This window comes from Capnocytophaga canis (assembly GCF_000827555.1).
GTDB classification, from domain to species: Bacteria; Bacteroidota; Bacteroidia; order Flavobacteriales; family Flavobacteriaceae; genus Capnocytophaga; species Capnocytophaga canis.
Map to the genome: position 1 here is coordinate 1 of NZ_CDOI01000139.1, position 18,944 is coordinate 18,944.

Sequence of the window (18,944 nt, forward strand, 5' to 3'; positions counted from 1 at the left end):
TCGTAATTTCAAATTCGTAATTGACTCTGTAAGAGATTAATTACAAATTACGATAGTTAATTACGAATTACGGGGAATATTCGTAAATCGTAATTTTAAATTCGTAATTTGCAATTATCTCCGTAATTAACTTCATAAGTAAACATTTTTTTCACAATGGAAAAACGAAGATTAAGTTTTTGGGAAATATGGAATATGAGTTTTGGTTTTTTGGGTATCCAATTTGGGTTTGCCTTGCAGAATGCCAATACATCTCGTATTTTTGAAACGTTAGGAGCCAAAGTTGAAGATATCCCAATTTTGTGGATTGCTGCTCCTGTTACTGGGCTAATTATTCAGCCTATTATTGGATATATGAGCGACCGAACGTGGACGCGATTGGGTCGCCGTCGTCCGTATTTTTTAATCGGTGCGATTCTCTCTTCTATCGCATTGTGTATTATGCCGAATTCGCCTTCACTGTGGATTGCCGCTGGAACGCTCTGGATTATGGATGCCTCCATCAATATTTCAATGGAGCCTTTCCGTGCTTTCGTAGGGGATAATCTGCCTGATGAACAACGTACTACTGGATTTGCAATGCAGAGTTTCTTCATCGGAGTGGGAGCAGTGGTAGGTTCGGCATTGCCTTATATTTATACGAATTATTTGGGAATCAGCAATACAGCTCCCGAAGGGGTCATTCCCGATTCGGTAAAATGGTCATTCTATGCAGGAGCTATCGTTTTTCTAGTGGCTGTACTATGGACGGTTTTCTCTTCTAAAGAATATTCTCCTGCCGAGTTGGAAGCCTTTGAAAAGAAAGATGTCAATACCTACAAAAACGAAGTTTCTTCCGAAGAAAAAGCAAAAAAACTAAACTTTTACGGAGCAATTTTTGCCGTTGTGGGGGTTATTTCAACAATTTTTCTTTATTTTTTCAAAATGGAAAAAGAGTTGTACATTTTGGCTATCGGACTGGCAATGTTAGGGTTTTCGTTCTTGTTTACGTCTTATCTGCATAAAAGAAAAGTGAAAGAGAATGGCTTTATTTCTATCACTACCGATATGCTTTATATGCCCAAAACGATGAAGCAATTGGCTTTGGTTCAGTTTTTTTCGTGGTTTTCGCTTTTTGCAATGTGGATTTACACTACGGCAACGGTAACGGGGCGTATCTATGGAACTACGGATACTTCCTCTCCTTTGTATAACGAAGGAGCAGATTGGGTTACGTTGCTTTTCGCTGTGTACAATGGGGTGGCAGCATTGGTGGCATTTTTGCTTCCTGTTTTGGCAAAAGCTACTAGCCGTAAGGTTACTCACTTTATCTGTTTGTTATTGGGAGGATTAGGGCTTATTTCGGTGTATTTTATAAGTGACCCAAATATGCTCATCGTTTCGATGGTTGGTGTAGGAATTGCTTGGGCGAGTATCCTTTCGATGCCGTACGCAATTCTTTCTGGGGCATTGCCTTCGGATAAAATGGGGTATTATATGGGCGTATTTAACTTCTTTATTGTACTTCCACAGATAGTTGCCGCAACAATTTTGGGAGTTCTCGTACACAATTTGTTTAATAACGAACCTGTATATGCGTTGGTTGTAGGAGGTGTAGCGATGATTTTATCAGGATTTTTGACTCTTGGAGTGAAAGATTCTATAAAGTAGGCAATGGAAAATAGGTGATAGGGATTAGTGATTAGTAAATAGTGGTTAGTAGTTAGCAAATAGTGATTAGCAATTAGCAGATAGCACTTGCAACTTTATCCTTTTTACTTTATCCTTGTAACTCGATACTTGTTTCTTAAAACTTTTAAATTTATACTTAAAATGAAAGCATACATATTTGATTTAGATGGTGTTATCGTCGATACAGCAAAATTTCACTTTATAGCGTGGAAGAAAATTGGACAAGAATTTGGGTTTGAACTTACACACGAACTCAACGAACAGCTTAAGGGTGTAAGCCGTGTTGATTCGCTTCAAAAAATATTGAATTGGGCAGGTGTTTCTGTTTCCGAAGAAAAATTTAACGAGTTAGCAACACGCAAAAATGAAGATTATTTAAGCTACGTAGCTCAAATGAACGAAAACGATATCTTATCTGGTGTAAAAACATTTTTGGAACAGGCGAAGCAAAAAAATATAAGGATTGCTTTGGGTTCGGCAAGTAAAAATGCCCGTCCGATTTTGCAAAAGCTCGGAATTATTTCGTATTTTGATGCCATTGTTGATGGAAATGACGTTAGCAAAGCCAAACCCGACCCCGAAGTTTTTGTGATTGCCGCTCAAAAATTAGGTGTTCAAAATGAAGATTGCGTGGTTTTTGAAGATTCGGAAGCAGGAGTTCAAGCAGCCAAAACGGCAGGAATGAAAGCTATCGGAATTGGAAGTGCAGACGTGCTACATCAAGCCGATGAGGTTTTCTCTGGTTTTGATGCGATTTTAAATCAATAAGGAAATGATAAGTTTCTTTTCCTTGTGCTAAATAATCATTTCATAATCAATAGAAAGTAACGTCGTTTGGCAAATTATGAGTTCATAATTGACAGAAAGTAACGTCGTTTGGCAAATTATGAGTTCATAATTGACAGAAAGTAATATCGTTTGGCAAATTATGAGTTCATAATTGATAGAAAGTAACATCGTTTAGCAAATTATGACTTCATAACTGATAAAAAATAACATTGTGCTTAATGAGTTTTGTTTAGAAATTTTGTGAATGTACGTTTGTGATGATTATTTCTAAATAGAAAATAACAAAATATTTATTTTTATGGAAGAAGTAATAAATATACGGGAAATGTTTCCAAACGAGTATCCGTTATTGCAGGATTTTTTGTACGAAGCCATATTTTTGCCCGAAGGTGTTGCACCGCCACCGCGAGACATTGTCTTTCACCCCGAACTACGCATCTATTTTACCGATTTTGGTTCGCAAAAAGGTGACGTAGCCGTAGTGGCAACAGCTTCGGAACGGATAATTGGTGCGGCGTGGGCAAGAATTATCAACGATTACGGACATATTGACGACCAAACGCCCTCACTTTCTATTTCGCTTTATTCGGAATATCGAAGTCAAGGAATTGGAACAAAATTGTTTAGATATTTGTTGGATAAACTCGCAACCGAAGGCTACAAGAAAGCCTCACTTTCGGTACAAAAGGCTAATTATGCCTCCGAAATGTACTTAAAAATGGGTTTTCGTATTGTTAAAGAAAACGAGGAGGAATACATTATGGTATTTGATTTGGGATAAACAGATTTATTTCTCAAAAAAATTATCATTCCATAATTGATAGAAGTAGTGGAAAATAATAAATTATAGTCATCTTTTTTACAATATTAAAAAAATAAAATCATACATAGAATGAATCAAGATTATATCGTGCCGGATAATTGGTGCATCATAGAAGAAGGATTTGAAAAAGACCGCGTAATGCAGTCCGAGAGTTTGTTCAGTTTGGGTAACGGAGCGATGGGGCAACGTGCTAATTTCGAGGAAGATTACTCAGGAAAAACCTTTCAAGGAAGTTATATCGGAGGGGTCTATTATCCCGACAAAACCAAAGTAGGTTGGTGGAAAAACGGCTATCCGGAGTATTTTGCCAAAGTGTTAAACGCTCCAAGTTGGATAGGTATCCGCGTGAAAATCAACGGAGAGGAATTGGATTTGAATACGTGCAAATCGGTCAGAAATTTCAAACGTGTGTTAAATATGAAAGAGGGGGTTTACACGCGTTCGTTTGTGGCGACACTCCCAAGCGGAATGGAAATTCAGGTAAACGTAACTCGTTTTCTTTCATTGCAATACGATGAAGTTGGCGTAATTCGTTATGAGGTTACTCCTCTTAGCGAAAAGGCTACTATTACGTTTGAGTCGTATTTGGATAGCTCTATTGAAAATCACGATACAAACTGGGAAGAAAAATTCTGGAATACACTCAATGTGAAACAAGTAGGAAACAGAGGTTTTATCGTAGCGGAAACCAAGAAGACAGCCTTTCGTGTTTGTACCTTTATGGAAAATCGGTTGGAAGTAAATGGCGTAGTTTCTAACATTCAAAAGGTAAATCAAAAAGAGAACTACATCGGTTTCGTATATGAAACTTCGGCAGAGAAAAATCAAACTGCTCAATTTGAAAAGTATGCAGGATATGTAACTTCATTTAATCACCCGAAAGAAAAATTGATTGAAGAAACGGAACAATTATTGCTGAAAATTACTGCTTTAGGCTTCAACGAATTATTGAAAAAACAGAAAGAAGATTGGGCTGAGGTTTGGCAAATGGCGGATATCACTATCGAAGGCGATGTCAAAGCACAACAGGCAATTCGTTTCAATATTTTTCAACTCAATCAAACGTATTCGGGTAAAGATGCTCGTTTGAATATTGGTCCGAAAGGATTTACAGGTGAAAAATACGGCGGAAGCACCTATTGGGATACTGAAGCCTATTGTTTGCCTTTCTATATGGCGACCAAAAACGCCGAAGTGGCTCGTAATTTGTTGAAATATAGATATGACCAATTGGGGAAAGCTATCGAAAATGCTGAAAAATTAGGATTTAAAAACGGAGCAGCACTCTACCCAATGGTAACAATGAATGGCGAAGAATGTCACAACGAATGGGAAATCACCTTTGAGGAAATCCATCGTAACGGAGCTATTGCTTTTGCGATTTACAATTATGTGCGTTACACGAATGACTTTGCGTACGTTCCTGAAATGGGCTTGGAAGTGCTTATCGGAATTGCACGTTTCTGGCACCAAAGAGCGACCTTTTCAAAGGATAAGAATAAATACGTAATTCTTGGAGTAACAGGTCCTAATGAATACGAAAATAATATCAATAACAATTTCTATACGAACTACATCGCTCAATGGTGTATCAAATATGCTAAGGAATGTTTGGATAAAGTGAAAATTTCTTATAGTAATGATTTTGAGCGAGTTTGGAAGAAAACCAATCTTTCCGAAAACGAAATAGAGCAATGGTTAGCGGTTGCTGAAAATATGTATTATCCGTATTCGGAAGAATTGAATATTTATCTGCAACAAGATGGATTTTTGGATAAAGAACTCATCACAGTGGCAGAGTTGGATAAAAAAGAACGTCCTATCAATCAGCATTGGTCGTGGGACAGGATTTTGCGTTCACCTTACATCAAACAAGCCGATACATTGCAAGGTTTCTATTTCTTTGAAGACCATTTCACGAAGGAAGAATTGGCTCGTCATTACGATTTTTACGAACCTTTCACGGTACACGAATCGTCACTTTCTCCGTGCGTACATAGCATTTTGGCAGCTTCACTAGGAAGAATGGAACACGCTTACACGTTCTATTTGCGTACTTCTCGCCTCGATTTGGACGATTACAACAAAGAAGTTCACGAAGGATTACACATTACCTCAATGGCAGGAACGTGGATGAGCATCGTGGAAGGCTTTGGCGGTTTGCGTATGCGAAACGGAATGTTACACCTGAATCCGCAAATTCCATCGCAATGGAAAAGTTATTCGTTTAAAGTGAATTTCCGAGGACAAATCCTTAAAGTTTCCGTTTCACCAAAAGAAACAAAACTTTCGCTCGAAGGAATATCTTTACAATTGAGCATCAACGGAAAAGAAGTGATTGTTAATGATGAATTAACAATTAAGAACTGATTGTCTCGTCCTAAGATTATTTTCAAAGCACTTTGCCAAAGTTTTTAAGACTTTGGCAAAGTACCAAAAGCCATAAACCTAATAGGCTGAAAAATTGTTCACCCTATCATGATATAAAAATATATTTTAACTATATTTTTAGTGTCACAAATATAGTTAATTCTATTTTAATAATAAAAATTCACTAAAAAGAGTAATATATTAACTTTTGTTAACAAAATGCATGAACGGTTCAAAATCGTGCATGAACGGTCATTTTTTGCTAAAAAGAACTAATTTTAGATGGTTTTTAATACTGAAATTTAACTAATAATTAATGTTTATCCATTTCTTAACTTATTTCAAATACAAAAACATATATCACTAACCAGTGACCACATATTCCCTAATTACTAACCACCACTCACTAAAACAACTCATCCCGTAAAAATTTTGAACGAAGCCAAAGATATGTTTAACGAAGTTTCGTAAACAAAATAAAATTTTCTAATTTTACACCAAAAATTTACAATCAATGAAATATTTTGCAACGGTGGTTTCTTTTTTGTTCCACCCGGTATGGTTTCCAGCATATGGAAGTATTATTTTTTTCCTTACCACTTCCATCTATCAACCTGCTGATGAAATTAAATCCATGTGGACAATGTTAGTTTCCGTTTCTTTGGTAGCTCCCACATTAGTATATGCAATCATTTATATGTTTAATTGGATAAAATCTCCTTTCAAAATTGAAAATGAAAACAGAAAATGGATGCTCTACGGATACATAAGTATTTTATTAGTCATAGCTCTAAAAATCACTACATTAGATTCTTTTCCAATGTTGTATTTTTATATGATGCAACTCTCTATAAGCTGTTTTTTAGTAGTTTTATTACATTTTTTTAAATTTATAATTAGTATTTTCACTACCCTAATCGGCGGAATTACAGGTTTTACGGTATTTCTAAGCATTTTTTACCAAATGGATTTAACATACCTGATCATTTTATGGGTAATTATCAGTGGTTTTGTAGCCTCTTCACGTATGTACTTGACCGCACAAACACTTTTGAGTTCATTGATAGGTTGGCTTATCGGGTTTACTTCACAAATGATGTTATTTCTTCTGCTAAATAACGTGCATCATATTGATTAATAAATAGTAATTGGAAAAGAAATCTGTAAAAATGAGCCTTTCAACAGATTTTAATAGAATTGTTAGTCATTTTTCAAAAAACATTGATAATGAAAGAGCTAAAAAATTCTTAAATGTGAATAACTTTTAGAACAAAAATCAATTATAAAATTTGCTTTTTTGTACAAGTTGTATATACAGCTATACCACCAAAAAAAACAAATTTATTTGTAGAAAAAATATGCATACTTTTCCTATAGTTATCAACAATTTTTGAGTCTAAAACTTATCAAAAAAAGGTTGTTTATTTCAAAAATGAGTTATTAACAATAATATATAAATATCTGATTTTAAATATAATTAAATAAATCAAAGTTGTTAATAACTATTTATAAACTACTAATACTCGAAAAAGCAAATATTAGATATTTTATTTTTTCAGCATTTCAACAGGATAATAATAATAACCCATTTTTTATTTTAAAAAATATTTTTTTATTCTTTAAATTGAATTGTTGAAAACATCAAAAAAATAAAATTCAGAATATGTTAAAGATAATTTCAAAATTGTAGTTTCTATTTTTATTTTTATCTTTGGAATCAATTCTGTTTAAAACACAGAACGTAATTTTATAAAGAGCAAAATTATTGATTATTTATGTCTAAACAAAAAAAGAAAACAGCTAAAGCTAAAAAACACGAACTTACAAAAGGCATCTTTTCTGTATTGGAAACCAATCAGAATGAGAGTTTTAACTACAAACAAATTGCAGCAAAATTGAACATTACCGATGCCTCCGGACGTAATCTACTCATAAAAAGATTAGTACAACTCAAAGAAAAAAAGAAAATCCTTGAAGTTGAACGCGGAAAATACAAAGCCATTCCAAGTCAGAATTACTATACAGGAACGGTAGATATTACCTCTCGAGGAAATGCCTATGTTATTGTAGATGAGTTAGAAACGGATGTGTTTGTTCCTTCCAATATGCTCAACAAAGCTCTTCACGGAGATTTGGTGGAAGTTTATATTTTTCCTCGATTCCGAAAAGGAAATAAATTGGAAGGCGAGGTTACAAAAATTATTGAACGCAAAAAAATGCGCTTTGTAGGCGTGGTGCAAATGCAGAAAAATTTTGCTTTCGTCTTGCCAACCGACCATCGAATGTACACTGATATTTTCGTATCGAAAAATGACATTAACGGAGCTGAAAACGGAGATAAAGTCATCGTTCGTATCGAAAAATGGGAAGGAAAATCCAATTCGCCTTTCGGGGTGATTGAGCAAATTCTTGGAAAACCCGGTGAACAATCCACCGAAATGCATTCCATTTTGGCAGAATATGGTTTGCCTTACGAGTTTCCGCACGAAGTGGAAGCCTTTGCAAAACAATTGGACACCTCCATCACAGCTGAGGAAATTGCCAAACGCCGTGATATGCGTAACGTGCTGACTTTCACTATCGACCCTAAAGATGCCAAAGATTTTGACGATGCACTTTCGTTCCAAATTTTGGAAAACGGAAATTACGAAATTGGCGTACACATTGCCGACGTGTCGCATTACGTGCAAGAAGGAACGATTTTAGATGAAGAAGCCTACAATCGAGCCACTTCCGTGTATTTGGTGGATAGGGTAGTGCCGATGCTCCCCGAAGTGCTTTCTAATTTTGCGTGTTCGTTGCGTCCGAATGAAGAAAAGTACACATTTTCAGCGGTTTTTGAGATGAACAAAAAGGCAGAAATTCTAAATACGTGGTTTGGACGAACCGTAACGCTTTCTGACCATCGTTTTGCGTATGAGGAAGTTCAAGAAATCATTGAAAATTTTGCAGGAGTAGGAGAGAAGCAAGAAAAAGTAGAAATATCTGATTTTCAAATGCCTTCTGAAATTTCAATTCGTAAAGAAGGAAGTTATTCTGTTCCAAAAGAGTTAGTTCAAGCCATTTTACTTATGGACGATTTGGCTAAAAAACTGCGTACCAAACGAATGCGATTAGGAGCGATTTCTTTTGACAAAATTGAAGTAAAATTCCATTTGGATGAAAACGACAATCCAACGCACGTTTATTTTAAAGAAAGCAAAGATGCCAATAAACTCATTGAGGAATTTATGCTTTTGGCAAACCGAAAAGTAGCCGAATTCATCGCCAAGCAAAAGAAAACTTTTGTGTATCGTGTTCACGATGAGCCTGATGACGAAAAGTTGATGCAGCTCAATGGCGTGATTTCTCGTTTCGGTTATGGCATCAATATGAAGGATAAGAAAAACATTACCCACTCGCTGAATTCTCTTTTGGAAGAAGTAAAAGGCAAAAAAGAACAGAATTTGGTGGATACACTTGCCATTCGTTCTATGGCAAAAGCCTCATATTCAACGGAAAATATTGGTCATTACGGTTTGGCGTTTGATTTTTATACGCATTTTACTTCGCCTATTCGTCGTTATCCTGATGTGATGGTACATCGGCTATTGCAGAAATATTTGGATAATCAACCTTCTGAAAAACAGGAAGTTTATGAAACGAAATGCAAACATTCTTCACAGATGGAAAATTTGGCTTCATCTGCCGAGCGTGATTCTATCAAATATATGCAAGTGAAATTTATGGAAAATCATAAAAATCAACATTTTAGAGGAGTCATTTCAGGAGTTACCGAATGGGGTATTTATGTGGAAATTGTGGAAAATAAATGTGAAGGTTTGGTAAGAGCTCGAGATATTAAAGACGATTATTACATTTTCGATGAGAAACAATACGCTTTGGTTGGGGAAGTTACCAAAAATATGTATCAGCTTGGTGATGAAGTAGTTGTTCGTGTAAAAAATACGGATTTACTCAAAAAACAACTGGATTTTGAGTTGGTGGGAACAAATTAAAAAAATTGATTAATAGCAATTGCGAGATTTTACTATAATCTCGCAATTTTTATTATCTTCGCACTAATTAAAGTTGTATTATTATGAAAACGATTGTATTACATTCTACTAAAAGTCCTATGTTTCGGTATAGAGACGGAAAAATTTTTATTGATGGAAGTTTCTATCAGAACTATTATGGTAACGAACGCAAAGTTTTTCAGGTTCCTGACCAATCAAAAATAATTTCCGTTACCATTGGTAGATTTACATCTAATGAATTTGACATTAGTAAGTTACAGGAATATAATATTAATGTTTTCAGTAAGATAAGTAATTTTTGGTTGTTTTTATCTTATTTGATTTATCTTTTAGTAATGTTTTCGTTATTTTTTGATTTACCAAAAATTTATCGTTATGTAGGAATTTTAATACTTATCCCAACAATTTTTGTCCTTTTTATTGAATTTTTCAAAAGAAAAGGGCTTGTTGTTTTAAAATCAAAAGAATAATTTGTATTATGAATGATTTAGTTACTATCAACCAAATTCCTGATTATGAGCAAATACCATTAACGAATCTACATTCTGAGTATAAAAAAATAGCTCAAATGAATGCTATTATTGCTTCAGGAATTGGATTGGTACTTCTGTTAGCAATTTTTGTTATTTTTGATGCGGTTGAAAAGTATTACGCTATTATTGGTATTCTTCTCATTTTTGTATTTTTAATTTTTTATATTTCAATAAGTTATAAATATAAAAAATATGCTTTTCGTCAGCACGATGCTGTTTATAAATCTGGTATTGTTTTTCAGGTAACACACATAATTCCTTATGTTCGTTTACAGCATATTACTATCAAGCAAGGTTGGTATGCTAAACGCTTGGGATTGGCTACTTTATGTCTGTATACGGCTTCTTCCAATGGTGATATTTCTATACCTGGATTGTCTTTACAGGAAGCTGAACGCTGGAAGAGTTTTTTGTTAAATCGTATTGAAACTACTGAAAATGAGTATGATGAATTATGATTTTTCAATTCCGAATAAACTTTCAAAAAAGGCATTTTGGTTAGTTTTAGCGAAATCTTTTTGGAGTAATTTTAAAATCTTTTGGGGTGCTTTTGCTCTATTTCTTTTTAAAAAGGGAAATAATTCTGATGATAAATTTCAATTTTTCTTAATTTTTTTAGGTATATTTTTAGTAATCAGTGTTTTTATCTTCATTTTTCAATATATAAAATATAAATATTTCTCGTATCAAATTATTGGAGATGAATTGATTATCCGTGAAGGTTGGTTGAACAAATCGGAAACGGTGGTTAAATTTGATAAAATTCACGAAGTACATCTAAATCAGAAGTTTATACATAAAATTGTAGGACTTTACAAAGTGGATATAGACACGGCAGGAAGTGATAAAGTGGAAATATCAATTAATGGTATAGATTATCATAAGGCTTTGGTTATCAAGGATATTTTGACAGAAAAGCAAATTATTTCCGAAATTAGAAAAGATAGAATTACTGATGAAAATTTGGAAGCAAATGACAATTTTACTTCACTGAGAATAAGTATTTTAACTTTGTTCAAAATTGGAATTACACAAAATTATTTATACACATTGTCGTTAATGTTTGCTTTTTCGTATCAGATAATTGACTTTATTACTGATATATTTTACGAAAAACGTTCCGATTTTGTCAATCAGATATCTGAGTTTTCAAATACAGTTTCAACCATATTTTTTTGGATTTTTTTCTTGTTTATTTTGATACTTTTTGTTATTATTTTTAATTTAATTCGTACATTACTAACGTATTATAATTATGAAATACAAATTAAAAATAACCGATTATTAGCTTCTTACGGACTTATAAATTCGCACATTGTGGCAGTTCCGCCGAAAAAAGTGCAGATGATTCATTTTCAGCAGAATTATTTTCAAAAGTTGATGAATTTGTTTGAGGTACGAATTTCACAAATTGATTCTTCCAAAAACGAAGAGAAAAAGACACAAGGTTTATTGATTCCTGGTATCAATGCTTTGGAAATGAGAAAATTATTTCGATTTATATACGATAAGGATTTTCAAGAAGTAAAAGAATTTTATCGCCCAAGTTTTCGGAAAGTTATCATTCGGGCAATGTATTTGTTTTTTGCTCTTTTGATGATTATTTTAACTATGTATTTTATTGATATATTGCATTTTACTTATATTCCAATATTTCTATTTTTTGTTGTTTTGTTGCTCATTTATATTTCATACAGAAATGAAAAACTTTTCTTGAAAGATGATTTTATTGTACTAAAAAGTGGTATTTGGGATTTGACAACCACCTATTTACAAGTAGATAAAATTCAGGAAGTAAAAATAAAACAATCTTATTTTCAAAAACGTAGAGGATTGGCTTCCATTAAGTTATACACGGCTTCGGAAAGTTTACAACTCAATTTTTATGATGAAAAATTACTTAAAAATTTGGTGAATGAATCTGTTTATAAAATTGAGTTTGTCATTTAAAAGTATATAAATCAGAATTTTATCGTTACATTTTGTTATTGGAATTTTTTGTTGTAACTTTGTGGGTGTGTTATTATTTTAGAGATATTCAGTTGAATTTTTTTACTATGGAGACAAAAAATCAGTTGATAAGAAAGAAATTTGGATTGTTTTTTTTAATATTCTGTTTGGTTACTTTCTTGATTTGGTTCATTTTTCCACACCAATTGGTTGGGAATATCTATGTTTTGATGGGATATTTGGTAGGAAATTTAATTTTTCTTTACGTTTTGTATAAATACAAACGAAGTCTGAATAAAGTTGAATAATTCGAAATGGAATAGGGGAGAAGCTACAAAGTTTTTCCCTTATTTTTTTGCTTTTTCTTCTTTTTTCTTTATTTTTGTTAGTCGTTTTGTATGTTAAAATGTTTTTCCTTGATTTTCAAGGAGCTAATCAAAAATAATTCTCAAAAAATTAAATGTTTTCAGATGTATTACTTGCTTTGCCTTTGGGTGTGATATTAGCTTTTACCATTGGCCCTGTTTTCTTTGTTTTGTTGGAAACGGCTATAACTAAGGGATTTAGAGCTGCTGTAGCTTTTGATGGAGGCGTCATTTTGGCTGATATAGTTTTTATTTTGGTTGCTTATTTTACTACCAGTGGTTTGCTTCAGCGAGTGAAAGATGACCCACTTTTGTTTATTATCGGTGGGCTCATTATGATTTCCTATGGATTAATTTCTTATATAAAACTCAAAAAAGATTTTCATCAAAAAAATAAAATAGAGAGTACGGATAATAACTTGTCCATCAAGAGAGTGAATTATTTAGCTCTTTTCATGAAAGGATTTTTGTTGAATTTCATAAATATTGGTGTACTCGGTTTTTGGCTTGGAATTATCATCGTATTTGCTCCTCAATTGGATATGGATACTAATAGAATTTTAGTGTTTTTTACTTCTATTGTAGTAATTTATTTTATAATAGATATTCTTAAAATATTGATAGCAAAACAATTAAAAAATAAACTTACTGCTTTTCACATCTATAAAATTAAAAGAACGATAAGTATCATTTTATTAGTCTTTGGAGTTTTTTTGTTGGCACAAGGTATTTTTCCAGAGAGCAAAGAAAAATTAAACGAAATATTTACTGAAAATCAGTGATTTTTTTTAACTAAGATGCGAATGTGATAAAACAAAAAATGCTGTCAAGAAACTAAATTTTTGGTAGCATTTTTTCTTATTTGAAATATACTTGAAAATAATTTGTGTATTTTCAAAAAAAATGCTATCTATGCACCTCAATTACGGTACATAAAAGCGTTAGCTTACTATTCTATTTTAGGAGAATCTGGTAAATTCAACAATACATTAGGATAAGTAGCAAAAACGCTCACGCTATATGGCGTGGGCTTTTTTCTCTTATTTATATGTTATTGGCTTACCAGAGGCTTCCTAAAAATAAATAAGAGTTAAGAAAGTCCTCGCTTTTTTTATTTCATAAAGTTTTGAATTTCTTTTTTGCTATAAGCTATTGTTAGATAGAAGAACCGATGATCTGGAAAATAATGAGAGATGATAGAAATTGAAAATCCTAATTATTGCGTTCTTTAAAAAGGCTCGGAATTTTCTGAGCCTTTCTTATTTTTAAAAATCGTCTTTTTTTGATATTAACGAAAAATGATTAAAATTTTTATACTATAGATTTTAATTATAATAAATTCTAAAATTATAGATTTTTTCTATAAAAATCGACTTTCAGAAACCTATCAAAAATTCATTTTCTTTTAAAAGTGATATGAATATACCTTTTGTATACTGAAATGCTATAAAATAGCTTTAAAATGATTTTTTGCATTTTTTGAGTATATAAATGTGTGAAGAATACTCATTTTTGGTCATTCCGTAATAATTTGAATATAATCCATTCAAAAAACCTTTGATAAAATTTTTCTTTCCTGTTTTGTATTTTTCTGAAAGTATTGATACGTAAAAGGAATCGAAAAGCATTGGTTTTATTTTCAGCAATTCGAAGCCCTTTGCAGTGAAAATTTTTTGAATGCTTGTTTTTGAGAAATGCCACAAATGGCGAGGTACGTCATATGCTGCCCAGAAATTCTTATAGTGTTTCGCATCCCATGAATTGAAATTAGGTACAGCTATTATTAAAATTCCATTTTCTTTTAGTAGTAAGTTTATAAGGTTGATTTGCTTTTCCAAATCAGGAATATGTTCTAACACATGCCAAAGAGTAATTACATCGAATGAATTTTCTTCAAATGAATCGTAGTTTTCAAATAAATTTATACCCTTTTGCATTGCTAATTTTCGAGCTTTTTCATTAGGTTCGATGCCATCAACATTCCATTTTTTAATCTTTTTACAAGCTAAAATAAAATCTGCTGTTCCTGCACCTATATCTAATAAGCGTATATTTTCGTTTTTATAATCTGAAATCACATTAATTTTACTCCGCAAGTTTATTATTTTTACATACTGATATAACTTGTCAAACCACGTTTTTTTACTATCCGTATGTGAAATATACTCTTGACTTTCGTAGTACTTAGCAAGATTTTCAGGAGTAGGGGAGGTTTTAAAAAGTTGCAATTCCGGATTGTAAATTAACTGAAATTCTTCTTCTGAAACACTGTAATCTTTGACTTTTAGAATATTCATTTTAAATTAAACCTATTAACTTACAAAGGTACTATTTATTGATTTAGAAAATATATTTTTTGTAAAAAATCTTTATATTTTCATTATATATTATTAATAATCAAATAGTTATGATATTTTTATGTATGTTTTTTAGTTTTACTATAATTCATTATAATATGTTCCACGTGGAACATTGTTATTATTCTTTTTATTTTTCTATAATAAACTAATTATATTAATTAAACTTCTTGAGAAGTACTAAAATACTGTATACTAAAAAATAGTGATTCGTTATATTGGTGTGTAGCTTTTATATATGTTTATGTAGATATTGTTATTTCTTTATTTCTACGGAGATTGATAAAATTGCAATACTTCATTTCTAAAATTTAAAGTAGTATAGTAGATGTATTTTATTGTAAAATGTTCCACGTGGAACAATTTTATTAATTACTATTTATATAAATCAGAATATTTTATAAAATGATAAATGTATATATCTTATAAAATTCAGTTTTTTTAAAATATAAGATGTATTTTATTTAATAATTTATTCGTATTGTAATTGATTATTGTTACTTTATTAAGAAATTGTATACAGAATCAGCTTTTAAAACGGTTTGTTTTTGTATTCTTTATAAAAATCAGGTACAGTATTGTATTTTTTTTTAAAAAAAATGTTCCACGTGGAACTATTTTTTGAAATAAGATTTGATAATTCAAGAAGATAATAAATATGATTATTTCATGTTTAGATTTTGTACTAGATGGTTTTAAATCGAAATATTGAAACAAAATATTTCCGAAATTATAAATAAAAGTGTATTTGTATTATTTGCGATTTAAAGTAATATTTTTTAAGAGCATATTATATATAAAATTTATAAATCATGAATTTTTTAAAGATTAATAATACTCCTATGCTTATATAAAATATAACGATATTTTTAAATTACAATTAATCTATCGGTTTATGTAAATAGTGATTACTATTTTAAGCTGACTATGGGAGTTTATTTTTAGTTATTGTATAATTTATTTTCTAAAGTCACTGTAATGAAATTTATTTAAATAATTACATTTTTCTGAAAACTTCTCAATGTTTCGGCAATTTTTTAAAGGAAATAATCTTTACTAATTTTCTTTTCTTGTTAAATGTATTTTTACCAAAAAATATCGACTAATAAATCCAGGGAAATTTGTTCGAATGCCATCATCACTACTTGTAGTGGAATATTCTTAGCATAGTATTCACTAGAAGATACTACTTCTTACTTGTAGTAGATAAATGTTTTATACATAGAGATTAAAATTTCAAATTTAAATTATATCGTTGATTATTTATTCTTCGTTGTTATCCATGATAAGATTAATGTTTTTATTTTTCCGTTTTTAAACTATTTTGAATACATAAATTTTACCCATTACGGTTTTTTTTCTCTGTTGAATTTTAAATGTATTTATAGATTTCTCAGAAATTAAAAGTAGTTTTTGTTTTTATACTTTTTATGTTTATTGAAAAATAGCAGTATTTTTAGGTTGTAGTTGATACGAAAAATCTAACTCTTGAATACTTTTTGGAGGGAAATTGGTATTTCGTTAATATTTTTCTTTTATATGTTAAATTCTTTTTTACGAAAATAGCTATATATTTTCGTTCATGCAGGAATTTTACAAGATTATTTAATTAATTTAAATTACATTATTTTCGGTTAAATTATATTTATGAAAAATAAGATTCTTTACTGCTGTTTTCTTAAAAAAATGGAAGTCTATTGTTTGATTTTTCAGTAAATTGCTACTTTCCTATATCATTCAAATAATAATTTTATGATATGTTTAATCTGCTGAATTTTATTAGGTTGATGTATGAAATTTATCAATTTTTAATTCGTTTACTTGAGTTATTCTTAAGCCTTGAAAATTAACTAAGAAACATAAATTTTCCGTAAATTAAGTTTTAAACTACATAGAAATGTGAAGTTTATTTTATGTTTCTATGTGTTTTAATAACAGCTATAATTTTTTTCATGTATTCAGCCTACAACAACTCCGCTATTAATTTTCAAAACTTTAGAATCACATCCAGTTCATAAATTATTCTGCAATAAATACTGCTTAGTAGAAGAAATTTATACAGGTTTAATCTGTTAAAATATTGTTTTGAGTTTTGTCAGATAATCTTATTTTTCTGTATATAAAAATCTATTTCTCAAAAACTTATCAACAAAGTGGGAAAAAGTGGTGGAATGTGGGAAAAAATTTCTATTTTTGTCGAAAAATAATTTTAAAAATATTTCGTTGAAAATTCTTATAGGGACATATGAATGTAAGATTGACGCTAAAGGACGAGTAGTATTACCAGCTCCTCTCAAAAAACAATTGGGAGATTTGGAAGTTGGTTTTGTACTGAAACGCTCCGATTTTCAGCGTTGTATTGACTTTTATACTACTGAGGAGTGGAATAATGAAATGCTAAAAATCAGAAGTTTGAACCGATATGTGAAAGAAAATGATGATTTCATCAGAAAATTTATGTCGGGAGTGAAACTTGTTGAAACTGACGCCGTTGGTAGAATATTAATTCCTAAAGATTTGCTTGATTTTGCTCAGATCAACAAAGAAATTGTCTTTTCAGCCCTTGGAAGTCGAGTTGAAATTTGGGACAAAAATGCCTACGAAAGAGCAATCGATACAACGACAGAGGATTTTTCACAATTGGCTGAGAAAGTTATGGGAGGACTTAGAAATGACAGCAACTAATTCATATCACAAACCCGTCTTACTAACCGAAAGTATTGATGCACTCAATATTAAAGAAGAAGGAATCTATGTTGATGTTACCTTTGGAGGAGGTGGTCATTCGCGTGAAATTCTCAATCGTTTAGGAAAAAAAGGACGACTCTATGCTTTTGACCAAGATGAGGATGCTATTAAAAATAGTATTGATGATGAACGATTTACGCTCATAAACCAAAATTTCAGATATATTGCCCGATTTTTAAAATTCTACGGAGTTAAAAAAGTAGATGGTATTTTGGGCGACTTTGGTGTGTCATCACATCAGTTTGATGTTCCTGAACGTGGATTTTCTACTCGTTTTGATGGTGTTTTGGATATGCGTATGAATCAAAATGGAGGTGTTTCAGCTCAAAATATCGTAAATGAATATGATGAAAATCAGCTGTATAGGTTGTTTTACAATTATGGCGAATTGAAAAATGCTAAGGCTATTGCCAAAGCTATTGTTGCGGCACGAGTCAATACACCTATCAGAACAGGAAGTGAATTGCAAGAGATTTTAAAGCCATTTTTACAGAAATTCAAGGAAAATAAAACTTTAGCACAGATTTATCAAGCCATACGCATTGAGGTAAATGAAGAAATGCAAGTTTTAGAAGATTTTTTGTTACAATTACCTGATATTGTTTCAGTTGGTGGGCGTATTAGCTTCATAAGTTACCATTCATTAGAAGATAGATTGGTTAAGAGATTCATTCGTGATGGCAAATTTGATGGAGCTGCTGAGAAAGATTTTTATGGGAATACTTTCGTACCATTTAAAAAAATAGGAGGAATGATAACCCCAACCGATGAAGAAATCAAAGAAAATAATCGTGCAAGAAGTGCCAAGTTACGAATTGCCGAACGAATCTGATAACTAATGGGAAAGGCGACTAATGAAATAAAAAATTTTATTCGTGGAAAATTTTTAGTAGAGGGAAAAAATGCTATTAAAAATTGGACAGTCATTGCTTTTTTGTTTGTACTGAGCGTGATAATGATTACGAGTGCTCACAATGCCGATCGCAAGGTACACGAAATTGCACAACTTAATAGGGAGGTTAATGAATTGAAGAGCGAATTTGTTTATGTTCGGTCGAAATTGCAAAAAGTCAAGTTAGAATCAGCATTGTTAGACAAATTACGAAGTAAAGGACTTAAACAACCTGAACGCCCTCCTCACAAGATAAAAGTGATTGTAAGTAATTGATTTTTACAGATCATTCGGTATTTCGATTGCTAATTGATCAATCTTTAAGAAAAATATAAACGAAGTTTGAAGCAATTATTGATATTTTGTTTCCATACGAAGTTTGCATGGCTAGATATGTGATCCAAGAATAGATTAGAACATTAAGAAT

At 31.4% G+C, this 18,944-nt stretch carries 14 protein-coding genes; 13 read left to right on the forward strand and 1 reads right to left on the reverse strand.

Going from position 1 to position 18,944, the window contains the following annotated elements; translation table 11 throughout:
• Nucleotides 1-156: 156 nt before the first annotated feature.
• From CCAND38_RS04705 to CCAND38_RS04755, 10 genes are all read left to right on the forward strand, one after another.
• On the forward strand, nt 157-1,650 hold the full coding sequence (locus tag CCAND38_RS04705) for an MFS transporter (RefSeq protein ID WP_042344087.1): 1,494 nt from the start codon (nt 157-159) through the stop codon (nt 1,648-1,650).
• A gap of 162 nt (nt 1,651-1,812) precedes the next feature.
• Nucleotides 1,813-2,439, forward strand: coding sequence for a beta-phosphoglucomutase (pgmB, locus tag CCAND38_RS04710; RefSeq protein WP_042344089.1), 627 nt, complete (start codon nt 1,813-1,815; stop codon nt 2,437-2,439).
• Nucleotides 2,440-2,758: 319 nt separating this feature from the next.
• Complete coding sequence (locus CCAND38_RS04715) at nt 2,759-3,241, forward strand: GNAT family N-acetyltransferase (protein WP_197066330.1); 483 nt, start codon at nt 2,759-2,761, stop codon at nt 3,239-3,241.
• 111 nt (nt 3,242-3,352) lie between these two features.
• Entirely contained in the window at nt 3,353-5,653 is a 2,301-nt protein-coding gene (locus tag CCAND38_RS04720; protein WP_042344090.1) for a glycoside hydrolase family 65 protein, read from the forward strand.
• A gap of 514 nt (nt 5,654-6,167) precedes the next feature.
• Complete coding sequence (locus CCAND38_RS04725) at nt 6,168-6,791, forward strand: hypothetical protein (RefSeq protein WP_231549997.1); 624 nt, start codon at nt 6,168-6,170, stop codon at nt 6,789-6,791.
• A 637-nt stretch (nt 6,792-7,428) separates the two neighbouring features.
• Nucleotides 7,429-9,651: a ribonuclease R gene (gene rnr / locus CCAND38_RS04730; protein WP_042344091.1), complete on the forward strand. Its 2,223-nt coding sequence runs from the start codon at nt 7,429-7,431 to the stop codon at nt 9,649-9,651.
• A gap of 83 nt (nt 9,652-9,734) precedes the next feature.
• A complete protein-coding gene (locus CCAND38_RS04735; RefSeq protein ID WP_042344092.1) occupies nt 9,735-10,142 on the forward strand; it encodes a hypothetical protein in 408 nt (135 codons plus the stop codon).
• 8 nt (nt 10,143-10,150) lie between these two features.
• Nucleotides 10,151-10,663 (forward strand): PH domain-containing protein, encoded by a 513-nt coding sequence (locus CCAND38_RS04740; RefSeq protein WP_042344093.1) that lies wholly within the window; start codon nt 10,151-10,153, stop codon nt 10,661-10,663.
• The gene (locus tag CCAND38_RS04745; RefSeq protein WP_082024956.1) at nt 10,644-12,155 is read left to right on the forward strand and encodes a PH domain-containing protein; all 1,512 of its coding nucleotides are present in this window, start codon (nt 10,644-10,646) and stop codon (nt 12,153-12,155) included. Before CCAND38_RS04740 ends, CCAND38_RS04745 begins: the two co-directional genes overlap by 20 nt.
• Nucleotides 12,156-12,615: 460 nt before the next feature.
• Nucleotides 12,616-13,302 (forward strand): LysE family translocator, encoded by a 687-nt coding sequence (locus tag CCAND38_RS04755; protein WP_042005761.1) that lies wholly within the window; start codon nt 12,616-12,618, stop codon nt 13,300-13,302.
• Nucleotides 13,303-13,977: 675 nt separating this feature from the next.
• On the opposite strand, the gene CCAND38_RS04760 is transcribed toward CCAND38_RS04755, so the two are convergent.
• Entirely contained in the window at nt 13,978-14,817 is an 840-nt protein-coding gene (locus tag CCAND38_RS04760; protein WP_042344098.1) for a class I SAM-dependent methyltransferase, read from the reverse strand.
• A 2,283-nt stretch (nt 14,818-17,100) separates the two neighbouring features.
• Here CCAND38_RS04760 and CCAND38_RS04765 point away from each other — a divergent pair.
• From CCAND38_RS04765 to CCAND38_RS04775, 3 genes are read left to right on the forward strand one after another with little or no spacing between them, the layout of a single operon-like run.
• A complete protein-coding gene (locus CCAND38_RS04765; protein ID WP_042344119.1) occupies nt 17,101-17,562 on the forward strand; it encodes a division/cell wall cluster transcriptional repressor MraZ in 462 nt (153 codons plus the stop codon).
• Entirely contained in the window at nt 17,549-18,457 is a 909-nt protein-coding gene (gene rsmH, locus CCAND38_RS04770; RefSeq protein ID WP_042344099.1) for a 16S rRNA (cytosine(1402)-N(4))-methyltransferase RsmH, read from the forward strand. The genes CCAND38_RS04765 and rsmH overlap by 14 nt, the downstream gene beginning before the upstream one ends.
• 6 nt (nt 18,458-18,463) lie before the next feature.
• Complete coding sequence (locus CCAND38_RS04775; protein WP_042344100.1) at nt 18,464-18,793, forward strand: FtsL-like putative cell division protein; 330 nt, start codon at nt 18,464-18,466, stop codon at nt 18,791-18,793.
• The last annotated feature ends 151 nt before the right edge of the window (nt 18,794-18,944 follow it).

What these genes read in the sequence shown, in the direction of transcription:
- CCAND38_RS04705 (WP_042344087.1), top strand. Translation starts at nt 157, where the DNA reads ATGGAAAAACGAAGATTAAGTTTTTGGGAAATATGGAATATGAGTTTT.
- pgmB (WP_042344089.1), top strand. Translation starts at nt 1,813, where the DNA reads ATGAAAGCATACATATTTGATTTAGATGGTGTTATCGTCGATACAGCA.
- CCAND38_RS04715 (WP_197066330.1), top strand. Translation starts at nt 2,759, where the DNA reads ATGGAAGAAGTAATAAATATACGGGAAATGTTTCCAAACGAGTATCCG.
- CCAND38_RS04720 (WP_042344090.1), top strand. Translation starts at nt 3,353, where the DNA reads ATGAATCAAGATTATATCGTGCCGGATAATTGGTGCATCATAGAAGAA.
- CCAND38_RS04725 (WP_231549997.1), top strand. Translation starts at nt 6,168, where the DNA reads ATGAAATATTTTGCAACGGTGGTTTCTTTTTTGTTCCACCCGGTATGG.
- rnr (WP_042344091.1), top strand. Translation starts at nt 7,429, where the DNA reads ATGTCTAAACAAAAAAAGAAAACAGCTAAAGCTAAAAAACACGAACTT.
- CCAND38_RS04735 (WP_042344092.1), top strand. Translation starts at nt 9,735, where the DNA reads ATGAAAACGATTGTATTACATTCTACTAAAAGTCCTATGTTTCGGTAT.
- CCAND38_RS04740 (WP_042344093.1), top strand. Translation starts at nt 10,151, where the DNA reads ATGAATGATTTAGTTACTATCAACCAAATTCCTGATTATGAGCAAATA.
- CCAND38_RS04745 (WP_082024956.1), top strand. Translation starts at nt 10,644, where the DNA reads ATGAGTATGATGAATTATGATTTTTCAATTCCGAATAAACTTTCAAAA.
- CCAND38_RS04755 (WP_042005761.1), top strand. Translation starts at nt 12,616, where the DNA reads ATGTTTTCAGATGTATTACTTGCTTTGCCTTTGGGTGTGATATTAGCT.
- CCAND38_RS04760 (WP_042344098.1), bottom strand. Translation starts at nt 14,817, where the DNA reads ATGAATATTCTAAAAGTCAAAGATTACAGTGTTTCAGAAGAAGAATTT.
- rsmH (WP_042344099.1), top strand. Translation starts at nt 17,549, where the DNA reads ATGACAGCAACTAATTCATATCACAAACCCGTCTTACTAACCGAAAGT.
- CCAND38_RS04775 (WP_042344100.1), top strand. Translation starts at nt 18,464, where the DNA reads ATGGGAAAGGCGACTAATGAAATAAAAAATTTTATTCGTGGAAAATTT.